The 215-nt window shown below is 48.4% G+C and carries 1 protein-coding gene; it reads right to left on the bottom strand.

The window, feature by feature from the left end:
• Positions 1 to 215 (bottom strand): hypothetical protein (locus ABR397_RS24905; protein WP_350307996.1); only part of this gene is annotated, 215 nt, incomplete at both ends.

The raw sequence follows: 215 nt of genomic DNA, 5'->3' as shown, positions 1-215 counted from the left end.
GTCGGTTTTAGCCTTGGCATTGCCTAATTCAATTTTGCCATTAACGTTTAAAGTAATATCACGCTGGTCGCTGGTTAACTCTTTCAGATTAACCCCAACGCCATCCTCAGTAGCCACCAGCCGGATTTTATTGGCATACATGCCGCCCAGCGCTTTGGTATCAATGGCTAATTGCGGTTTAGCACCTTCTCCGGCAAGCGGGTTAACCGTGCCGT

The sequence above is a fragment of the Photorhabdus viridis genome (genome assembly GCF_040256935.1).
GTDB classification, from domain to species: Bacteria; Pseudomonadota; Gammaproteobacteria; order Enterobacterales; family Enterobacteriaceae; genus Photorhabdus; species Photorhabdus viridis.
Note: the sequence above shows the minus strand (reverse complement) of the source record. Positions and strands in the feature narration are given on the sequence as shown.